The sequence below is a fragment of the Stenotrophomonas sp. LMG 10879 genome (assembly GCF_002750935.1).
Taxonomy (GTDB): domain Bacteria; phylum Pseudomonadota; class Gammaproteobacteria; order Xanthomonadales; family Xanthomonadaceae; genus Stenotrophomonas; species Stenotrophomonas lactitubi_B.
The window spans coordinates 160,372-180,921 of sequence record NZ_PEJT01000005.1 but is presented as its reverse complement, the minus strand read 5'-3'; the positions used below and the strand labels follow the sequence as shown (position 1 = coordinate 180,921).

Below are 20,550 nucleotides of genomic sequence, written 5' to 3'. Positions count from 1 at the left end.
AGACGTGCGTCGCCTAGTGCAGGTCGATCACGCGGCCACCGACCACCACCTGCTGCAGGCGCAGTTCCGCATCCAGTACCACCAGGTCGGCGCGGGCGTCGGGCGCAATGCGGCCGCGATCGCTCAAGCCCAGGTAGTCGGCGGGGAAGGTGGACACGCGTTGCGACGCGTCTGCCAGTTCCAATCCCACCTGCACCAGATTGCGCAGCGCCTGGTCCATGGTCAGCGCACTGCCGGCCAACGAGCCGGTGGCCAGGCGCACGCAGCCGCCGCACTTGTGCACGCGCTGCTCGCCCAGCGCGTATTCGCCGTCGGGCATGCCGGTGGCGGCGGTCGCATCGGTCACTGCATACAGCCGCGGAATCGCGCGTGCGGCTAGACGGATCACACCCGGATGGATGTGCTGCAGGTCGGGAATGATCTCGGCGTACTGCGCATGCGCCAGGGCTGCCGCGGCAATGCCAGGCCGGTAGTGGTCGACGCCGGTCATGCCGTTGAACAGATGGGTGAAGCCGGAAGCACCGGCCTGCAATGCGGCCACGCCTTCCTCGTAGGTGCCGGCGCTGTGGCCGAGCTGCACGCGGATGCCGAGTGCGGACAGCGCGGGAATCAGCGCGGTGTGCTCGCCGATCTCGGGCGCCAGCGTCATCACCCGGATCGGTGCCAGCGCGTGCAGCTGCTGCACCAGCGCCATCGTCGCCTCGATCGTGCGGTTGGGCTGCGCGCCCAGCCGCTGCGGGCTGATGAAGGGGCCTTCCAGGTGCACGCCGGCGATGCAGGCCGCGTCGGCATCGGGCGCGGCCATTATTGCCGCAACGCCCTGCAGCGCGTACTCGATCTCGTCCAGGCCGGCGGTCATGGTGGTCGCCAGCAGCGTGGTGGTGCCGAAGCGCGCATGGGTGCGGGCGATGGTGCGGGCCACATCGCCGCCCTGCATCAGGTCCACGCCGGCCGCGCCATGCACGTGCAGGTCGATGAAACCGGGCAGGATCACCGGCAGCTGCGGGTCATCGCCGCCGCTGTGGTCGTCCACCTGCAGCTGGCGCACGTGCGAATCGAACTGGACCTGGCCGCGACGCCAGCCCAACGGGGTAAGGATGCGGCCGTGCAGGGAGCGGGTGTCGGTCATGCGGGGGGCTCGGCGATGATCACTTCGATGCCCAGCCGCTGCAGCCCTTCGCGGGTTGCCTCGTCGATGCCGGCGTCGGTGATGATGGCGTGGATCTGATCGAGGCGGGCGATGCGGTGCAGGCTGACGCGGCCGAACTTGGAGGCGTCGGTGAGCACCACGATGCGCCGCGCGCGTTCGACCATGCGGTGGTTGAGGCGGGCTTCGGCTTCGTCGTGCGTGGTCAGGCCGAACTGCAGGTCCAGGCCATCCACGCCCAGGAACAGCGTGTCGAAACTGTAGGAGTTGAGGCTGGCTTCGGCCTGGCTGCCCTGCAGCGACAGCGATTGCTGGCGCAGCAGGCCACCGGTCAACAGCACGGTGATGCCTGCAGCGTTCGCCAGTTCCCAGGCGATGTTCAGGCCATTGGTCATCACCGTCACATCGCGGTGTTCGCGCAGGTGGCGGGCCAACGTCATCGTGGTCGAGCCGGAGTCGATGATGATGTTGTCACCGGCCTGTACCAGGCGCGCGGCCGCGGTGCCGATGGAATCCTTCAGCGGCAGGTTCAGCGCATCCTTTTCATGGATGTCCTGTTCCTGCGGCGGCGTGCGCACCAGGGTGGCACCGCCGTGGGTACGCGTGGCCAGCCCCTGCGCTTCGAAGTGGGTCAGGTCGGCACGGATGGTCACCGCCGACACGCCGAAGCGCTCGACCAGATCGGCCACCTGCACCGAGCCGTGCTCGATCAGCAGCTGCAGGATCTGTTGCCGGCGGGAGCGGGTGTTGCGCATGGCCATTCTCGGTTTCGCAGGGAAAGGTAGAGATTAGCCGTTCGCAGGTACGGCGGCAGCCGAACGTGCGTCGTGCTTGCGGGATCCGGCCTGGTTGGCGCTGCAGGCGCGGGCGTATTCGCCCAGGCACAGGCCGATGCGATGCTGCACCAGGGCGGTAGGCGTATTGGCCAGGGTGCCCTCGCGCACGGCGCGGTACTGCTCCGGCAGATACTGGCTGAGCAGCACCAGCGGTGGCGCGTGCTGTTCCAGGTTGGCGAACAGGGTCTGCACGGCCTGTACCAGCGCCGGCTCGCCCCAGTAGTAGCGGCAGCGGTCACTGAAGGAATAGCTGCGCAGCAGGCGCAGGGTCGCTTCATCGCCCTGGTAGTAGGACTGCCAGGACTTCGGCTGTGCCACCATCACCTCGTCCAGCACCTGCGGCAGGCGCGAGCACTGCGCGGCCGGCAGCAGCTCGGCTTCGATGGCAGCCAGCGCGAACAGCGCTTCGCGGTAGGCGAAGGTAGCCGCGGGCCCGACCTTGAGGATGGCGAAATGATCGCGCACGAGCGCGTGCAGCCCACTTTCGCGCTGGTAGTCGGTGGAATGCGCTTCGAACACGATGCGCGGCTGCTGTTCGAGGAAGTCGGCCAGCTCGCTGGCGGCGGCAGCGTCGTACTCGTGCACGCTGCTGTGGTCGAAGTCCACGCCCGGCTGCACCACCATGGCCAGCACGCGTTGCCACGCATCACGCAGCTGCGGGGTATCGAAGGCCTGCTGGTGGATGGCCAGGGTCTGTGCGGCGGCGGCCGGGGTGGTCACCTGCAGGCCACCGGCCAGCGAGGCTTCGCCACCGGGAATCGGCACTTCGGTGCCGATCACATAGACCGGTGGCGGCAGGCCGTGTTCGGCGGCGGTGCGCTCGGCGATCTCGGCCAGTTCGGCCGAACGTGCAGCGACGATGGCATCGGGCAGCGGCACCGGGTCATCGGCGCAGGACATGCTGCAGTCCAGGTGGATCTTGTGGAAACCGGCGGCGACGTAGGCCTCGATCAGCACGCGCGCATGGGTCATCGCTTCGGCAGCCGTACGTTTCTGCCAGGCATTCGGGCCGAGGTGGTCGCCGCCGAGGATCAGGCGCTCGCGCGGGAAGCCTTCTTCATCGGCCAAGGTGCCGACGTAGTCGCGGTACTGCGGCGGGGTCATGCCGGTGTAGCCGCCGAACTGGTCGACCTGGTTGGAAGTGGCTTCGATCAGCAGCACGGTATCGTGCGCCAGCGCCACGTGCATGGCCGCACGCAGCACCTGTTCGTTGCTGCAGCAGACGCTGTACAGGCCGACGTTGGCACCGGCGCGGTGGGAGGCAAGCAGGGTCTGCAACGGGGACATGGTCAAGCTCCGGTCAATCAGGAAAACGAGGGTTGGCAGGCCAGCAGGGCGGCACCGCGTGCGCCACCGGCATCACCGAAGCGCGGTGGCACGATGGGCGGCACCTGCACGCCGTTGAACAGATGCGCGGCGATGGCCGCAGGCAGCAGCTGGTACAGCGGTGCGTACTGGGAAAGACCGCCGCCGAGCACGATCACGTGCGGGTCCAGTGCCAGCACCAGTGCGGCGAGGCTGTGGCCGAGCAGGTCGCGGTGGATATCCAGCGCCTGCCGTGCACGCGCATCGCCTGCTTCGGCCAGGGCGATCACCACGCTGGCATCGGCAGCGCTGCCACCGAGGTGGCGCTCGATCATCGCCAGGCCACTACCGGACACGTAGCGTTCCACGCAGCCCTGCAGGCCGCAGGCGCAATCGATCAATGGCAGGCCATGACGCTGCAGCAGGTGGCCCGGCACGCTCCAGTGTCCCCATTCGCCGGCCAGGCCGTTGAAGCCGGACAGCAGGCGCCCCTGCAGGCAGAAGCCGCCACCGGCACCGGTGCCGAGGATGGCGCCGAACATGCTGGGGTAGCCATCGGCGGCGCCGCCATGCGCCTCAGAGAGCGCAAAACACTGCAGGTCGTTGCCGAAATGCAGCGGGCGCTGCAGGCGTGACTGCAGATCGGCCGCCACGCATTGGCCGGTCAGCGCAGGAACATTCGCGCTGAGCTGACGACCGCTGCGACGATCACGCACGCCGGGCAGGGCGATGCCGATGGCCGCATCGCTGCGACCCAGCGCGGCATCGGCCTCAGCGACCAGTGTCACCACCGCCTGCAGGAAGCCGTCGTAGTCACCCTGCGGAGTGGCCACGCGGCGCCGCCAGGTGACCTGCATCGCCGCATCGCACACCACCAGCTCGGTCTTGGTGCCGCCGATGTCGATGCCGTAGCAGGCGTTGGCGATCAGCTCAGCCATGGTGGATGGTGACACCCTTGACCACGCGGTTGACGGTGCCGTCCGGGAACGGGTTGTCCGGGGTCAGGCCAAGTGCGGCCGAACGCTGCAGCGCGTACAGCTGCGCAAAGCCCAGCCACACCGGCGCAAGCCACGGGTCATCCAGGGCAGGCACGGTGAGGGTGTAATCGTCATCGGCGCCGATATCCGAATGCGGGCCGATCGACAGCACCTCGCCCGCCACGCCGTCACGGCGCAGTTCTTCCAGCAGATCCTGTTCATAGCGGCGCGCCAGCGGCTGCCCGCTGCGCAGCACGACCACCAGGGTGGTGCCGTCCAGCGTGGATTTCGGGCCGTGGCGGAAGCCGAGCGGGGTGTTGGCCAGCGCCAGCACGCGACCGGCGGTCAGCTCCAGCACCTTCAACGCGGCTTCGCGAGCGAGTGCTTCCAGCGGGCCGCTGCCAAGGTAGATCACCCGGTTGAACGGGCGCTGCGCCAGCGCGGCTACCGGTGCGTCCCACTGCGCCAGGCCTTCGCGGGCGAGACCAGCAATCTGCTTCAGGCGCGCGATGCGTGCATCCCACGGCGAACGGTCGAACACGGTCAGTGCGGCCAGCAGCATGCAGGTCAGGCTGCTGGTCATGGCGAAGGCGCGGTCGCAGCTGGCCGACGGCATCAACAGGGTGCAGGTGTCGGCACGGCCGGCGCCGCGACGGGCCAGTTCGCCATCGGCATTGCAGGTGATATCGAGGAAGCGCGCATCATCCACGTCGCTGCGCACGCGATCGACGGCGGCAACGCTTTCAGGGCTGGAGCCGCTGCGGCCGAACGACACCAGCAGGGTCGGACGGTCGCGCTGCAGGTACAGCGCAGGATGGGTGAGCAGGCTGGTGGTGTGCACCACGCGCACCTCGGCCGGCCACTGCGCGTTGATCGCATCGGCCACCATTTCGGCGATGAAGCCGGAACTGCCGGCGCCGGTGAACAGCACGCGCTGGTTCGGGTCATTGAGGCTGTCGCCGAGGAAGGCCTGCAGGCGGTCGCGGGCACGCGACAGATCCTGTGCAAGGGCTTCCCACAGCGCCGGCTGCTGGGCGATTTCGGTAGCGGTATCGGCTCCGCCGCGGCGCTGCCAGGCGGACACATCGGAAAGCAGGGTGACGTCCATTCGGAGGTTCCAGTTGGGCCAGCGCACCATCTGCGTTTTCTTTCGAAATGTCAAATACCGAAAGTAAAAAGAAAGATATTGAAGTGGTGACTTTCCCGTCGCGGCATCCCGCGGGAAACGAAAGAAACCGCCAGATGCCGTATCGCACAATGCTTAACAGGGGGCTGCAAGCGCTTACACAAAGTATTGCAACGCAGCAACTTTCGTTTCATATAAATACATCTTCCTTTTTCCTTTCAATTTGTTGACATCTTTCGAATCGCTGCCCTAGAGTCGGCCCAACCGCTTTCGAAACGCCCGGTGAACGGGTTGGGAGTCCGTGTGGAAATCTGCGTTCGTCGCTCGCCACTGCTGCTGGCCCTGTTGCCGGCATTGCTGTCGGCGTCCCTGTCGGCCCAGGCCGCACCGGTCGGCAACCTGCGCTCGGTCAACGCCAGTGCCGGCACCGACGGTGTAAGTGGCTGGGACCTGCAGACCGACAACGGCACGCGCATCCGCATCGAACTGCCGGCCGCCGACATCATTCGCGTGCAGGCCGGCCGCAACGGCAAACTGACCGGCGCCGGCGACAAGGCCGCACCGATCGTGCTGCCGCAGCCCAAGGCCAACGTGCAGGCGCAACTGGAAGAAGACGCGCAGGAAATCCGCGTGCGTACCGACGCACTGGTACTGCATGTACAGCGGCAGCCGCTGCGCCTGCGCCTGGAACGCCTGGACAACGGCCAGCCCACCGCGCTGTGGCAGGAACTGCAGCCGCTGGACCTGGATGCCACGCAGAGTGTGCAGGTGCTGTCCTCGCAGGCCGATGAAGGCTATTACGGTGGTGGCCAGCAGAACGGCCGCTACCAGTTCAAGGGCCGCGAACTGGAAGTCTCGTACTCCGGCGGCTGGGAAGAGGGCGATCGCCCGAGCCCGGCACCGATGCTGCTGAGCAGCCGTGGCTGGGGCATGCTGCGCAACACGTGGAGCGATGGCAGCTACGACCTGCGCCAGAGCGACCAGGCCACCCTGCTGCATCGCGAAGACCGCTTCGACGCCTACTACTTCGTTGGCGCCGACCTGCCGAAGCTGATCGAGCGCTACACCCAGCTGACCGGTCGCCCGAACATGGTGGCGCGCTGGGCGCTGTCCTACGGCGATGCCGATTGCTACAACGACGGCGACAACAGCAAGAAGCCCGGCACCGTGCCCGAAGGCTGGAGCGACGGCCCGACCGGCACCACCCCCGATGTGATCGACAGCGTGGCCAAGCAGTACCGCGCCAACGACATGCCCGGCGGCTGGATCCTGCCCAACGATGGCTACGGCTGCGGCTACAAGCAGTTGCCGGAAACCGTGAAGGGCCTGGCCGGGTATGGTTTCCGCACCGGCCTGTGGACCGAGAACGGCGTCGACAAGATCGCCTGGGAAGTGGGCAAGGCCGGCAGCCGCGTGCAGAAGCTGGACGTGGCCTGGACCGGCAAGGGTTACCAGTTCGCGATGGATGCCAACCGCCAGGCATTCAACGGCATCCTCGACAATTCCGATTCGCGCCCGTTCCTGTGGACGGTGATGGGCTGGGCCGGCATCCAGCGCTATGCCGTGGCCTGGACCGGCGACCAGAGCAGCAGTTGGGATTACATCCGCTGGCATGTGCCGACCCTGGTGGGTTCGGGCCTGTCCGGCATGGCCTACGCCAGCGGCGATGTGGACGCGATCTTCGGCGGCAGCGCCGAGACCTTCACGCGTGACCTGCAGTGGAAGGCGTTCACTCCCGTGCTGATGGGCATGAGCGGCTGGTCGTCGAACGCACGCAAGCATCCGTGGTGGTACGACGAGCCCTACCGCAGCATCAACCGCGATTACCTGAAGTTGAAGATGCGCCTGACCCCGTACATGTACGGGCTGGTGCACGAGGCCGCGCAGACCGGTGCACCGCCGGTGCGAGGCCTGATGTGGGACAACCCGCGCGATCCGCACGCGCAGGATGAAACCTACAAGTACCAGTTCCTGCTCGGCCGCGACCTGCTGGTGGCGCCGGTGTACCGCAGCCAGGCCGCGAGCCGTGGCTGGCGCCGCGACATCCACCTGCCGGCCGGCGGCTGGATCGACTACTGGGATGGCCGCCGCGTGCAGGCCACCGCCGATGGCCGCCAGCTTGACCGCCAGGTGGACCTCGCCACCCTGCCGCTGTTCGTGCGTGCCGGTGCGATCCTGCCGATGTACCCGTCGATGCTGTTCGACGGCGAAAAGCCGCTGGATGAAGTGACCTTCGATCTGTACCCGCAGGGCGATTCGCAGTACACGCTGTACGAAGACGATGGCAACACCCGCCGCTACCAGCAGGGCGAGTCGAGCACGCAGCTGATCCGCGTGCAGGCGCCTGCCCAGGGCAGTGGCCCGGTGCAGGTGCAGATCGATCCGGTGCAGGGCCAGTACAACGGCCAGCTGGCGCAGCGCCGCTATGGCCTGCGCGTGCTCGGCCGGCAGGCGCCGCGCGCAGTGCAGGCCGCTGGCCGTACGCTGCCCGCCCTGACCGACGCAGCCGCGTTCAACAGCGCCAACGAGGGCTGGTACTTCGACGCCAAGGAGCGTCGCGGCACCCTGCACGTACGCACCGCTGCGCAGGACATCCGCCAGCCACTGCAGCTGCAGCTGGACTTCGCCGTCGCCGCAGCGGCCGCCGACGATGCCTACCCGGCCGCACCGGTGCTGGGCCGCGAACTGCCGGCCGACAGCCTGCTGGTGGTCAACCGCCCGGCCGAAGAACCCGGCCATGCGCTGGAAAATGCCTTCGATGATGATCCGGCCACGTGGTTCCGCAGCGTGCGCAACCAGGCCGTGCGCACCGGTGCCCATGAGTGGGTGATCGGCTTTGGCGAACGCAGGATGATCGACGGCATCGACATCGCACCGCGCAACGACAAGAACTGGAAGCACGGCCAGGTGCGCGACTACGAGGTGTACCTGGGTGACAGCAATGGCGAGTGGGGCGAACCGATCGCCCGCGGCCACCTGCAGCTGAAGGAAGGCGTGCAGCGCATCGACTTCCCGGCCCACGCCGGCCGCCTGCTGCGCTTCCGCGTGTTGAGCGTGCAGAACCCCGAAGGTGATGGCGCCAGCAGTACCGATCCGATGGTGACTGCTGCGCAGGGCAGTGCGCGTGCCTTCGATGCGCTGCAACCGCGCGACGTCGGCCCGATTGCCCTGTCCACCTTCCACATCCTCGAACACCAGGAACCGGAGCGACCGGCCCGGCAGCGCTATCTCTCCGAGCTGCCGGTGCCGGCCGCGCTGGCCCGCCAGGTGCGCGCCGACAAGGCGTTCACTGGTGACGCCGGCATGCGCATGAACGGCCTGCAGTTCCGCCGGGGCCTCGGCGTAGCCGCCAGCAGCCGCATCGACCTGCGCCTGCAGGGTGGTTGGCGCCTGCTGCGTGCCGACCTCGGCATCGACGACGCCTGCCGCACGGCCGGTGGCCTGCAGTTCCAGGTCTGGGGTGACAACCACCTGCTGTACGACAGCGGCCTGGTGAAGGCGCCCGGTGTGGTCAAGCCTGAGCTGGATATCCGTGGCCTTTCCACCCTGAGCCTGCGCACGCTGGGTGCGCAGGGCAGCCAACCCGCCCAGGTCTGTGCCAACTGGGCCAACGCCGTGCTGATCGGCCAGGAGGGCGACTCCGCCAGCATCGTCGCCCCATGACCGCCACGTAACACCGCTCCTCCCCCGCCCATTCCGACTACGGCTTCACCACGACTGTGGGGGCCGTGGCCCGGGAGCGTTTTGCCCGCCGATCCACCATTCGCGCCGCACCCCTGCCAGGAGAGAACCCCGATGTTGCCCGCCCGCCACCACCGCCCCCCCTGTCGCTCGATCGCACCGCTGTCGCTGGCCATTGCCGGCGTGCTGCTGTCGGTCGCCGTTCCTGCCTTCGCCCAGGAGAGCAAGGACAAGGCCACCGACCTGGCCCGCATCGAGGTCACCGGCTCCAACATCCGCCGCACCGACGTTGAAACCGCCTCGCCGGTGCAGGTGATCAGCAAGCAGGACATCCAGAACATGGGTGCGCGCACGCTGCTGCAGGTGCTCGACAACCTGCCGGCCGCGCGGCCAGCGCAGCAGGATTCGCGCTCGCTGTTCACCGGCTCGGACGGCGCATCGCAGGCCAACCTGCGCGGCCTCGGCGCACAGGGCACGCTGGTGCTGTTGAATGGCCGTCGCCTGTCGTACTACGGCGCGCCGGCGGGCTTCCAGACCCAGTTCGTCAACATCGATGCGATTCCCGCCGCCGCCATCGAACGCATGGAAGTGCTGACTGACGGCGCCTCGGCCGTGTACGGCACCGACGCAGTGGCCGGCGTGATCAACGTGATCACCAAGCGCAACTTCCAGGGCGCGGAGATCAGTTTCACCAACGACACCTCCTCGCGTATCGATTCCTATGGCGAGCGCCAGGCCAGCATCACCGCCGGCTTCGGTGACCTCACCGAGAACCGCTTCAACATCTACGGCGCGGTGAACATGTACCGTCGCGACGCGATTCCGCTGGCCGACTTCTATGACAAGCGCCCGGACCAGTACCACGTCAACAACCCCAACTACCTGAACAACCTGCGCCTGGGCGTGGGCAGCAAGCCGGGTGAGTTCAACCCGGGCAGCTATTTCGCGTTCGATCCGGTCACCGGCCGCCGCGTGCAGGAAGCCGCACCGGGCTGCAAGAACGTGCTCACCAGTGAAGCGGCCGGCCCGCGTTGCGTCTGGGAAACCTGGATGAACAACGAGATCGACGCCGGCGCCAAATCCGAGCGCAACACCGCCTACCTCAACGGCACCTTCCTGGTGGGCGACAGCACCGAGATCTTCGCCGAGGCCACCTATACCGATATCGACCTGCGTGCCAACGGCGGTACACCGCGCAGCTACGGCACCACCACCGGCAACCCGACCAGCTGGTTCTCGCGCGATACCGGCAACAACGTCAACCAGTTCCTGTATCCGTTCCTGGGCCCGAACAACGAGTACAACCACGCCAGCCCCGAGCTGAAGGCCATGATGGGTGGCGTGGTCGGCCTGCAGTACCTGCTGCAGGATGCCGGTGCCAACTACTTCGGCCAGCGCAACACCGACAAGAGCTATCGCGTGCTGACCGGCGCGCGTGGCAACGTCGGTGACTGGAACTGGGAGACCGCGTTCGCCACCGCCGGCACGCACTCGACCACCTACCAGACGATCAACGTCAACGTGAAGGGCTTCGAGAAGGCCTTCGGTCCGTACAGCATCGACCCCGGCACGGGCCGGGTGATCATTTCCGATCATCCGGCGTACAAGTTCGGTGAGATCAGCGAGGCCAACGGCGCACTGATCCGCGAAGCGTTCCCGACCTTCGACATCCAGTCGTGGACGCGCCTGCATACCCTGGACGGCAAGATCGAAGGCCCACTGTTCAAGCTGCCTGCCGGTGACATGCGCGCCGCGTTCGGCTTCAACGCCAGCCGCGAAACCTTCTACACCCCCGGCAACGCCGACGCGGCCGCCGGCCTGATCACCCAGCAGGGTGGCTCGTGGTTCGATGGCGCGCGCAACACCTATGCATTGTTCGCGGAAACGGTGGCGCCGATCACCGAGAAGCTGGAACTGGATGCCGCAGTGCGCGTGGACAAGTATCCGAACTTCAGCGCCAACGTCGCGCCGAAGATCGGCTTCAAGTACCAGGCGTTCGACCAGCTGATGCTGCGCGGTACCTATTCCACCGGCTTCCGCGCCCCCAGCCTGGCCGAGTCCGGTAACGGCGGCGTGTACGCGCAGCTGGGCGGCTTCCGCGATGAACTGCGCTGCGCCGAGACCAACGCCATCGCCAACCTGCTGCTGAAATCGCAGCGCGGCGGTGATGTCGACCTGGGCAAGAGCCTGCTCAACGTGGACTGCAGCCGCACCGTGGCACGCATGACCCAGCCGAACCAGAACCTGAAGCCGGAGAAGGCGAAGATCGCCACGCTGGGCTTCGTCTACGAGCCGGCCAGCTGGCTGTCGGTGTCGGCCGATTACTGGTTCATCTACCGCGACAACGAAATCGTTGCCCCGGACTACCGCCGCGCTGAAGACATCATCTCCTCGTCGCGCTCGCCGATCACCGACAGCGACCGCGCCAACCTGGCGCAGCTGGCGGCGATGTGCGCCGACCCGGCCAGCGGTGTGAGCTGCCCGGGAACGCTGCCGGGCTACTCGGCCGGCAACGTGGCCAGCGTGGTGGGCCAGTACAAGAACCGCGGCAAGACTCTGATCGATGGATTCGACATCGACGCGCGCAGCCGTTTCTCGCTGGGTGAATGGGGCGGGCTGAACATCGGCCTGGCCGCGACCATCGCCAACCGCAACCGCTTCTACATGGACGAACAGAACGGCTGGTTCTACGGCGACGTGGTGGGCTACTACAACAACCCACGCCTGCGCGCGACGCTGAATGCCGACTGGACCTACAAGCAGGTCACCACCAGCATGTTCGTCAACTACGTGGGTGGCACCAAGTGGGCCACCGACCAGGTCGACGAAGTGAGCAACAACAAGGAAACCTGCACCGGCGGCTACCTGGCACTGCAGAAGAGCAAGTGCGATGGTGCACCGTCGTGGTGGACGGCCAACATGAGCGTCACCTGGCGCCCGGACGATGCCTGGAACCTGAGCTTCACCGTCAAGAACCTGTTCAACCGCCTGCCGTTCTACGATCCGAACAGCTTCCTGGGTGACTCCAGTGACTACGCCACCATCTTCGGTCGTGGTTACAGTGTGACCATCGGCTACCGGTTCAAGTAATTCCGTTTGCGTGACCAGGCGCGCCGGCCAAGGCTGGCGCGCCTTCAAGAGGAGAGTGTTTGCCATGAAGCGTAGGGAATTCATCGCGGCCAGCGCCGCTGTCGCCGCCAGCAGCCTGCTGCCGCAGACCCCGGCATGGGCACGTGGCCGCAAGGTGCGCCTGGCCGTGATCGGCACCGGCATGCGTGGCCTGGTGCTGCTGAAGGAACTGGTGCGTCGCGACGACGTGGAAGTCGTTGCCCTGTGCGATATCGAGCCGATCATGCTCGGTCGCGCGGTGGAGATGGTCAGCAAGGCGAGCAAGCCTGCGCCGAAGACCTACGGCCAGGACCGTGACATCAATGCCTGGAAGCGCCTGCTGGAACAGAAGGGCATCGATGGCGTGATCATCGCCACGCCGTGGGAATACCACGCACCGATGGCGATTGCCGCGATGCAGGCCGGCGTGGCCGTGGGCTGTGAGGTTGTGGCGGGCATCACCCTGCAGGACCACTGGGATGTGCTGAAGACCCAGCTGAGCACCGGCACCCCGTACATGCTGCTGGAGAACGTCTGCTACCGCCGCGACGTGATGGCGGCGCTGCAGATGGTGCGGCAGGGCCTGTTCGGCGAACTGGTGCACCTGCAGGCCGGTTACCAGCACGACCTGCGCGGGGTGAAGTTCAACTCCGGCGACCCGAACCAGCCCTACGACAGCGGCGTGGAATTCGGCCCCAAGGGCTGGAGCGAAGCACGCTGGCGCACCGAGCATTCGGTGGAGCGTAATGGCGAGCTGTACCCCAGCCACGGCATCGGCCCGTGCGCGATGTATACCGGCATCAACCGCGGCAACCGCTTCACCCACATCAATGCGTTCGCCACCAAGGCACGCGGCCTGCACGACTACACCGTAGCCAAGAGTGGTGGCACCACCCACCCGAGCACCAAGGTCAAGTTCAAGCTCGGCGACATCGTCACCACCACGCTGGCCTGCGAGAACGGCGAGACCATCCTGCTGCAGCACGACACCTCGCTGCCGCGCCCGTATTCGATGGGCTTCCGCGTGCAGGGCACCAAGGGCCTGTGGATGGACGTGAACCATTCGATCCACATCGAAGGCCGCAGCCCGCCGCACCAGTGGGAAGAGTTCAAGACGTACCAGGATCAGTACGAACATCCGCTGTGGAAGCAGAACGCCGAGACGGCTGCGAGTGCAGGGCATGGCGGCATGGACTGGTTCGTGATCCATGCGTTCGTGGAAGCGCTGAAGGCCAAGGCGCCGATGCCGATCGATATTTACGACGCGGTGACGTGGAGTGCGATTACGCCGTTGAGCGAGCAGTCGATCGCAAACAGTTTCCAGACGCTGGAGTTCCCGGATTTCACTGCGGGCCTGTGGCAGAAGCGCAAGCCGATTTTTGCGTTTGACGGAAAGTATTGAGCTTTATCCCTTCCATGCTGTGACGGAAATGCCGGGCGATGCCCGGCATTTCTGTTTCTGGGGGCATTCGCCTTGTAGAGCCGAGCCCACGCTCGGCCGCATTTTCGACACCCCCTGCATCAGAAAACTCTGAAATCCGACCCATCCCACAGTTTCTGACTTGAATACGTAACCCATATCGGAGATAACGTCCCCATGCGGCCACGCCGCAATCCGGAACAGGGACGATCCGAAGCAGGGCGGGAAAGGGCAATGGCTGCCCGAGCGCCTTCGTTCCTCTCGGTGCGGTAACCGCCCAGGAAGGAGAACAGGGATGTTGAAGCGATTGAAGGATCTTTCGTGCGCAGCGCTGGCGATAGCCGCGCTGGGGTGCGTGGGGACTACTGCTGTGCAGGCGCAGGAGGTGCAGAAGAAGTGGGAGAGCTACCTGTCGATGGGCCAGCCGCGAGCCACCGAAGCGGCGGTGCAGAAGGACATCAAGGCCTTCTTTGCTCACTACGAGGACGACAAGCCGTTCGTCTGGGAGGTGAAGCGACAGCGCGTACAGGCGAGCAAGATCGTCTACGACTACCGGACAAAGCCGGAATCGATTGTCAGCACCGATTGGGTCTACAAGCACTCCGACCAAGAATACGGATCCGAGGATGACGTACGCGGCGCGATCCTCGCTTTGCGCGTGAGCGATCCGCAGTGCCCGGCAACCACACTGACGGAAGAGGAGTGGGCCGATGTTCCTGGCTTGGGCCACGGTGATGACGGAAGCGTCACGCACCAGGACAAGAAATTCCATTACACGCAGAGTCGTTATTATGCCGGCACGCAGGAGTGCCGTCCGATGCGGAGTTGGGAATATGCCCGTCGCGACAGGTCGGCCCTATGCCCCAATCGGTCGGCAATGTACTGGGACGAAGGTCTGCAGATGTGCTCGCTGCTTCAGCAGGAAGAGCCAACCATGGCACCCTTGTTGTCGTACACAAGCACGCCCTTGCCGCCACAGCAGTGCCCGGTGGGGAATCCGTGTGATCCGACAACCGGCGACAAGTCCCAGCCAGAATTGGATTTCGATTTCGGCTGGATCAGCTTCCGTCGCCATTATCATTCACTTACCAGTACAGCGGGCGGAGCACTTGGGACTGGCTGGACGCACTCGCACAACCTGCGGCTCACAGCTGCGGTGGATGACTCGACATTCCCGCCAAGCACCGATGTGAAGGTCGGGCTGATTGAGGAAGATGGCGGCCAGATTTCCTTCCAGAAGGTCGGGGCTCAGTACGAGGCAACGGATGGCAGTGGTGATCGTGCCGTACAGCAAGGCAGTGGCTGGCTGTTGTCGAGGGCGCAGGAGCGCATCGAGTTCGGCTCCGACGGGCTGATGCAGCGCCGCGACTTTGAGGATGGCACGTCATTGGTCTATGCGCGCGATGCTCGTGGCAGGCTCCTCAGCATCACCCATTCCTCTGGCCGTCGTTTGGATATCCAGTACGGTGCGCCTGGTGACGATGCACTGATTTCGACGATTTCGGTAGCCGGTCAGGTCGTGGCGGCGTACGGTTATTCCGTGGCAGGCGAACTGACCACAGTCACCTATGCTGACGGTGGAGCAAGGACTTATCACTACGAAGATGCCCGCTTCCCTGGATACCTGACAGGCGTTACCGCCGAGGATAGCCGGCGCTATAGCTGGTATGGCTACGATGCCAAGGGGCGGGTGACCTGTAGCCGTCATTCGGGCGACTGCACCCAGGCGGACGTCGGCATTGATGGGGTACGGCTGGACTACACGACCGCCGGCCCGGTCATCGTCACCGATGCGCTCGGCAAGCAGAGCACGTATGCGCTTACCGCGAGTGGCAGCAGTGGTCTGCCGCGCAAGGTCAACGGCATCACCGACAGCAACGGCACCGCTGGTCGTACCTATCTGCCAGAGGGCGCCGACTTCCGCCGTCGCCTGCAGTCCTCCACCGACAGACGCGGCGTGGTCACCCAGTACGCCTACGCCGAGGCCAGCGACCCGACCGCCGGTGCAGTAGCCGTGACAACGACGACGGAAGCGGCTGGAACACTGCAGCAACGCATCAGCGAGACGCGTGTCGCGCTCGACAGTAATCGCGTTGTGCAGCAGACGGTGGGCAATCAGGAAACCAGCATCACCCGCAACGCGCGCCTGCAGCCGACCAGCGTCACCGTGCGCGATACAACGACCAACCAGACCCGCGTGACCACGCAGAACTACTGCGAGGCCGAAGGTCCGGATTGCCCGCAGGTGGGCCTACTGCGAAGCATCGACGGTCCGCGTACGGACGTGGCCGATACCGTGACCTATGCCTGGTACACCGCCGACGACGCGGGGTGTGCGACCAACGGTGCCTGCGCGTTCCGCAAGGGCGATCTGCGCAGCATCACCAGTGCGTTGGGCCATACCGTCGAGACCCTCGCTTACGATGCCTTCGGGCGCCCTTTGTCAGTGCGTGATGCCAATGGCGTGGTGACCGATTACACCTATCATCCGCGTGGCTGGCCGACGTCGATCACCGTGCGTGGCGCCACTACTGCCGAACACCGCAGCACTCAGCTGAGCTATTGGCCCACCGGCCACGTGCAGCAGGTCACCGAGCCCGACGGCAGCAGCGTCACCTATGTCTACGACGCCGCCCAGCGGCTGACGGACATTGCCGACAGTGCCGGCAACACCATTCACTACACGCTGGACAACGCCGGCAACCGTCTGCAGGAGAATACGGTCGATACAGGGGGCACGCTGCGCCGTACGCTGGCCCGTGTCTACAACACACTCGGACAGCTGACCGCGCTGAAGGATGCCGGCAACAACGCCACCGGCTTTGCGTACGACGCCAATGGCAATCCGCAGTCGGTCACCGATGCACTGCTGCGTGAGACGACCCAGCAGTACGATCCGCTGAACCGGCTGGCGCAGACCCTGCAGGACGTGGGCGGTGTCGCTGCGGAGATCCGCTCCAGCTACAATGCGTTGGATCAGGTCACCCAGGTGACCGATCCGAAGGGGCTGCACACCACGTACGCCTACAACGGTTTTGGTGATCTGACCGGGCAGGTCAGCCCGGACAGCGGGAGTGCTACTTTCACTGTTGATACTGCTGGCAATCGCAAGACCCGCACCGATGCACGGGGCGTGACTGCCACCTACAGCTACGACGCGCTCAATCGGCTGGTCGGTATCGCCTATCCGGACCCCAACCTCGACGTGGGCTATCACTACGACACCGCACCAGCGGTATGTGCCAGCGACGAGCGTTTCGCCAAGGGCCGCCTTGGCCAGGTGCTGCATGCCAATGGCAGCACCCTGTACTGCCATGACCGCTTCGGCCAGGTCACCCGCAAGGTGCAGACGATCAATGGTGTAGCCAGCACGCTGCGCTACGCCTACAGCAAGTCCGGTCGCCTGACCGCGTTGACCTATCCGGACGGTAGCGTTGCCGACTATGTGCGCGACGCCCTGGGTCGTATCAGCCAGATCGGCCTGACCCGCCCGGGACAGGCCCGGCAGGTGGTGGTCAACAACGTGACCTACGCAGCCTTCGGGCCGGCGACCGGCTGGACCTACGGCAATGGGCGCCAACTGCAGCGCCCGCTGGATCTGGACTACCGCCCGCAGGCGGTGCATGACCCCGCGGCAGGCGGTCTGTCACTGGGCTACGGCTACGATCCCGTTGGCTCGATCACCGAATTGAAGAGCGGTGTGGGCTCGGAAGTGCTGGCCAGGTACGCCTATGACACGCTCGGCCGCCTGACCCAAACCCAGGATGGCGCCACGGGTACGCCGATTGAAACCTATGGCTACGACGCCACCGGCAACCGTACCTCACTGACCACCTCGGCCGGGACCGCAAGCTATACCTATCCGGCTGACAGCCATCGCCTGATTGCCGTGGATGGTCAGGCGCGCGACCAGGATGCCGCGGGCAACACCACCAGCATTGGCGGCAAGACGTTCGCCTACAGCGATGCCAACCGCATGAGTGCGGTGAAGCAGGGGGCTGCTGTAGTGGAGAGTTACGGTTACAACCACCGCGGCGAGCGCGTGCTGCGCAGCCCGGCTGGCGGCGATGCTCAGATCACGGTCTATGACGAAGCTGGGCAGTGGGTTGGCAATTACGCAGCGACGGGTCAGGCGCAGCAGCAGGCTATCTGGCTGGACAACTACCCGGTGGCGCTGATCCAGACACCAGCCACGGGCGTGCCGGAGCTGACGTACACCCAGCCCGACCACCTGGGTACGCCGCGTGTTGTGATCGACCCTGTGCGCGATGTCGCGATCTGGGAGTGGAGCAACAAGAGTGAGGTGTTTGGCGATCAGGCACCGGCCAATGACCCGGACGGGGACGGTGTGGCGTTTGACTTGGCGCTGCGCTTCCCAGGCCAGCAAGCGACGGATGCGAGTGGCTTGTTCTACAACTACCAGCGCGAGTACGACCCGGCGGTCGGAAGGTACTCTCAGAGTGATCCGATTGGGTTGACGGGAGGGCTGAGCACGTATAGCTATGTTGCAGGAAGCCCCACGAGCAGTGTCGACCCTTTCGGGCTGGAGGGTTGCGAATGCATTTCTGCCTCCTACAGTCAGATCAGGAAGCAGCTGCCAAGCAAGAGTATCCCGCGACAAGTTGGTGATGGTGTATCTAGCTACATCACGGGGGTCGCATGGGGTGCGGCAGCTCTCACTGGTCGCGACGGCTGGTGGGGCCAAGGGGCCCAACAGGAAGCAATTAGTACAAATACCCAACTGAACGCCGTGCTCTCCCAGATATCCTCGCACCCGGGTCAGACTGCGACGGCAGTTAGTGCAGTAGTATCCAAGTATCCCGTACAGCTACTGAGTCGCGCTGCCTCGGGTTTCGGTGTCAGTTATATATTTTCACCGGTGGTAGGGATTCCGGTATCTGGGCTCGCTGTCTATGGGTCATCTTTTAGAGCTGCTTATCAACATCCTGATGCTGTCGCAGCGGCGGCAATAGTTGGCGAGGAGGTTTGCCGGTGAGGTCGATATTTTCATTCACGTGCCCCTCCTGCGGGGCACGTGAACAAAGCTTCTCTTTGTTCAAATCACTTAACAGGTCGGTGCGGAAGAATTGCGGGCGCTGCGGATGCAGCGTCGAGTCTGTACTGACGGAGGGCAGATATGTGCTTCTTCTCCTCTATGCTCATATATTGGCCATTATCGCTGCATTCCCCTTCGTGCTTGCGGTTATAGGCCATAAATGGGGGCTGGGCCTAGCAGTTGTAGTAGTGTTCGCACTCTTGGTGCTCGCTCCTGCCATGGCAATTCATGCCAGAAATGCCACGGGCAAAGAGTCGTAGAATTGCCGTGCAAGGTGCAAAGTACTACTTCATACCAAAAGGGGGTGTCATTCCACCTGCCATTCTGGGAGGGGGGTGGAAAGTAATGGGCGAGAACAGGGTTTTTGCGGGCATTATCTAGGTGTCGAAAGCATCCTTATACGATCTATTCTTCTCGCATTCGGCTGTGCATTCGCTCTCAGTGGATGCAAGGGTGACCGTTTAGGGGAGCTGCAGCTAAAGCCCATTTATGCGGATCTGAGCAGTTCGTACTACGGTGGGGTGTGCGAGGGTGAAGCGGGCCCAGGCATGAGCGCTGAGAGTGTTCGTGCGGTGCGCATTGGTACGGTAGCTGGTGATTGCGCAGTGCTCTACTTGGATGGAGTAGATAGGGCTGGTGAACTCGTGATCTATGGAGCGAAGACTGGAGACCACCCCGAATGTTCCGACTTGGTACGGAAGCTGGAGGTCGGACGGGCAAGTGCTGCCGTTCTCGCCAGAGCGAGAGAAATATGCAAATAGTGGTTTTAAGCTGTTTCCCGTGTCGCCGTCAGTATGTGGATCAATGCAAATATCCGCTGGTTCTACGTGGCGTGGGGGGGTTAGGTTTGGTGTTGCAATATAAGGGGCATTATTGCGAGCTCTTGCATGTGCGTTGGCAAAATGTGGATGCACTTTTATTGCGGTATAAGAAATGAAGTTCTGGGATGATGGGGTGCCAGAATTCCCACCGATGACCGCCCACGTTCTACAAGCATCGCAGTGAGTACGACCCTTCAGTGAGCTGGCACCCACATGGTACGGAGTCGGCAAGAGTTGTGGTAACTGCAATCGTTCGACTGGAGAGGGTCACGCAATGAAAATGGAGAAGGTGGAACTACAGGCCGATAGTGTGGTGTTCTACTCGCCACGGGACGAAGCGCATTTCTTCGGCTGGCTGGATCAGATGGAGTGCGTCATGGACGTGGTTGGCCGGGGCCGGGTCATCTACATCCAGGTCGACAGGCGACGGGTGGATGCCGAGGCACTACGCGACATATTGGCTTTCTTCCAGCGCTACCGTATTGCCATGAAACAGCTCAGGGTGTTCGATTCAGAAGCCTTCTCGACCTGGTTCAGGCGCAGTGACACCTATTGGTATCGCCGTGTGTTCGGCGCGCGTGCGCAAAGCACCGTTACGGCATGATCTTCCTTTTCAGTTGAGGAGGACCGTCTGTTGAACATTGAAAATCCAGATGGACGGAGCATGAGCTGTCTGCATGATCTGCACATCGACGGACTCCGCATTGAAGATCGCCGCCGTCTTGCCCTCTCTCTGTCCACGGAATGCGGAAGGTATGTGCATGAGGTCATCTTCGATAACATTGTCCGCCTCAGTATCGATGGCTTCTCGATGCAGAACATCATTCTGGACCTGAGTGTCTTCACTGAGCGCGAAGCATCATTCGAGTTTGATCGCGCATGCGCCCTGCTTGGATTGGACTCTGCGGATCCGCATGAAATCGATGGGACGGGGTGCATTGTTCTCATCGAAGCGACGATCGGTGCCGAAATTGCATGCCTCATGTCACAGCCGTGGCAGCTCGTGCTCCATCAAATCAGTGGGAACGTCCGAGCATGAGGCGAACGCTGGCTCTGGGCTGGGGATGGACCCA

Annotated in this window: 11 protein-coding genes; 6 read left to right on the top strand and 5 right to left on the bottom strand. The window is 64.4% G+C overall.

What is annotated here, in order from left to right; genetic code table 11:
- Positions 1 to 13 precede the first annotated feature (13 nt).
- From CR919_RS09450 to CR919_RS09430, 5 genes are read right to left on the bottom strand one after another with little or no spacing between them, the layout of a single operon-like run.
- Complete coding sequence (locus tag CR919_RS09450) at positions 14 to 1,129, bottom strand: amidohydrolase family protein (RefSeq protein ID WP_099819800.1); 1,116 nt, start codon at positions 1,127 to 1,129, stop codon at positions 14 to 16.
- Positions 1,126 to 1,902, bottom strand: coding sequence for a DeoR family transcriptional regulator (locus CR919_RS09445; RefSeq protein ID WP_099819958.1), 777 nt, complete (start codon positions 1,900 to 1,902; stop codon positions 1,126 to 1,128). Before CR919_RS09445 ends, CR919_RS09450 begins: the two co-directional genes overlap by 4 nt.
- 33 nt (positions 1,903 to 1,935) lie before the next feature.
- On the bottom strand, positions 1,936 to 3,270 hold the full coding sequence (locus CR919_RS09440) for a D-tagatose-bisphosphate aldolase, class II, non-catalytic subunit (RefSeq protein ID WP_099819799.1): 1,335 nt from the start codon (positions 3,268 to 3,270) through the stop codon (positions 1,936 to 1,938).
- Positions 3,271 to 3,287: 17 nt separating this feature from the next.
- A complete protein-coding gene (locus CR919_RS09435) occupies positions 3,288 to 4,226 on the bottom strand; it encodes an ROK family protein (protein WP_099819798.1) in 939 nt (312 codons plus the stop codon).
- Complete coding sequence (locus CR919_RS09430; protein ID WP_099819797.1) at positions 4,219 to 5,373, bottom strand: SIS domain-containing protein; 1,155 nt, start codon at positions 5,371 to 5,373, stop codon at positions 4,219 to 4,221. Before CR919_RS09430 ends, CR919_RS09435 begins: the two co-directional genes overlap by 8 nt.
- A gap of 321 nt (positions 5,374 to 5,694) precedes the next feature.
- Here CR919_RS09430 and CR919_RS09425 point away from each other — a divergent pair, with 321 nt between their 5' ends.
- The 6 genes from CR919_RS09425 to CR919_RS09400 all read left to right on the top strand — a co-directional run bounded on the left by CR919_RS09425 (position 5,695) and on the right by CR919_RS09400 (position 20,516).
- A complete protein-coding gene (locus CR919_RS09425; protein ID WP_099819796.1) occupies positions 5,695 to 9,054 on the top strand; it encodes a TIM-barrel domain-containing protein in 3,360 nt (1,119 codons plus the stop codon).
- A gap of 132 nt (positions 9,055 to 9,186) precedes the next feature.
- A complete protein-coding gene (locus CR919_RS09420) occupies positions 9,187 to 12,162 on the top strand; it encodes a TonB-dependent receptor (RefSeq protein ID WP_099819795.1) in 2,976 nt (991 codons plus the stop codon).
- Positions 12,163 to 12,226: 64 nt separating this feature from the next.
- Positions 12,227 to 13,582, top strand: a complete 1,356-nt coding sequence (locus CR919_RS09415) for a Gfo/Idh/MocA family oxidoreductase (RefSeq protein ID WP_099819794.1) — start codon at positions 12,227 to 12,229, stop codon at positions 13,580 to 13,582.
- A 313-nt stretch (positions 13,583 to 13,895) separates the two neighbouring features.
- Positions 13,896 to 18,596 (top strand): RHS repeat-associated core domain-containing protein, encoded by a 4,701-nt coding sequence (locus tag CR919_RS09410; protein ID WP_243380042.1) that lies wholly within the window; start codon positions 13,896 to 13,898, stop codon positions 18,594 to 18,596.
- Positions 18,597 to 19,751: 1,155 nt separating this feature from the next.
- Positions 19,752 to 20,081, top strand: a complete 330-nt coding sequence (locus CR919_RS09405; protein ID WP_099819793.1) for a hypothetical protein — start codon at positions 19,752 to 19,754, stop codon at positions 20,079 to 20,081.
- Between the two features lie 30 nt (positions 20,082 to 20,111).
- On the top strand, positions 20,112 to 20,516 hold the full coding sequence (locus tag CR919_RS09400; RefSeq protein ID WP_133119602.1) for a hypothetical protein: 405 nt from the start codon (positions 20,112 to 20,114) through the stop codon (positions 20,514 to 20,516).
- The last annotated feature ends 34 nt before the right edge of the window (positions 20,517 to 20,550 follow it).

Coding starts and splice junctions, on each gene's coding strand:
- CR919_RS09445 (WP_099819958.1), bottom strand. CDS start 1,902: ATGCGCAACACCCGCTCCCGCCGGCAACAGATCCTGCAGCTGCTGATC.
- CR919_RS09440 (WP_099819799.1), bottom strand. CDS start 3,270: ATGTCCCCGTTGCAGACCCTGCTTGCCTCCCACCGCGCCGGTGCCAAC.
- CR919_RS09450 (WP_099819800.1), bottom strand. CDS start 1,129: ATGACCGACACCCGCTCCCTGCACGGCCGCATCCTTACCCCGTTGGGC.
- CR919_RS09405 (WP_099819793.1), top strand. CDS start 19,752: ATGAAAATGGAGAAGGTGGAACTACAGGCCGATAGTGTGGTGTTCTAC.
- CR919_RS09410 (WP_243380042.1), top strand. CDS start 13,896: ATGTTGAAGCGATTGAAGGATCTTTCGTGCGCAGCGCTGGCGATAGCC.
- CR919_RS09430 (WP_099819797.1), bottom strand. CDS start 5,373: ATGGACGTCACCCTGCTTTCCGATGTGTCCGCCTGGCAGCGCCGCGGC.
- CR919_RS09435 (WP_099819798.1), bottom strand. CDS start 4,226: ATGGCTGAGCTGATCGCCAACGCCTGCTACGGCATCGACATCGGCGGC.
- CR919_RS09420 (WP_099819795.1), top strand. CDS start 9,187: ATGTTGCCCGCCCGCCACCACCGCCCCCCCTGTCGCTCGATCGCACCG.
- CR919_RS09415 (WP_099819794.1), top strand. CDS start 12,227: ATGAAGCGTAGGGAATTCATCGCGGCCAGCGCCGCTGTCGCCGCCAGC.